Genomic DNA, 666 nt, shown 5'->3' with positions numbered 1-666 from the left:
TACGGTTTCGTATTCGACGGGAGTGCAGTAGTCGATCGACGTGTGCATGCGCTGTCGATTGTAATAGCCTTCGATCCAGTCGACGATGTCCAGGCGAGCCTGAGCGCGGGTCTCGTAGCGCGTTTGGTAAATGCGCTCGACCTTCAGGGTTTTAAAGAAGCTCTCCATCGGCGCGTTGTCCCACGCGTTTGCACGCCGGCTCATTGAGACCATCATGCCGAATTCGGCGGCCAGATCGCGATACGCCCAACTGGCATATTGACTGCCCCTATCCGAATGCAGCAGTAATCCGGGCCCGGGTTTGCGTTGCCAGTACGCACGGCGTAATGCTTGGCAGACCAGATCCGCGTTGATTCGCTCCGACATCGACCAGCCGACGATACGCCGGCTTGCCAGATCGAGGATCGCCGCGAGAAACAGCCAGCCTTCGTCAGTGGCGATGAACGTGATGTCACTCACCCACGCTTGGTTCAGTTGCCAGCCATCGAAGCGCCGATCCAGCAGATTCGGCGCCACCGGCAGATGATGCGTCGAATCCGTGGTGACTCGATACGGGCGCTTGTAGACCGGGCGCAGCCCCTGACGTTGCAGGCTGCGTCGCACGCGCTCAGCGCTCGCCGGCCGGCCCTGAGCACGCAATTGCCGCACGATGCGAGGACGGCCATA

1 protein-coding gene is annotated in these 666 nt (G+C 60.8%); it reads right to left on the bottom strand.

Annotated elements, in window-relative coordinates:
- On the bottom strand, nucleotides 1–666 hold a 666-nt coding region (locus tag G3O00_RS43100; RefSeq protein WP_206146644.1), incomplete at both ends, for an IS3 family transposase.

The sequence above is a fragment of the Burkholderia sp. Ac-20384 genome, assembly GCF_017104605.1.
GTDB classification, from domain to species: Bacteria; Pseudomonadota; Gammaproteobacteria; order Burkholderiales; family Burkholderiaceae; genus Burkholderia; species Burkholderia lata.
Note: the sequence above shows the minus strand (reverse complement) of the source record. Positions and strands in the feature narration are given on the sequence as shown.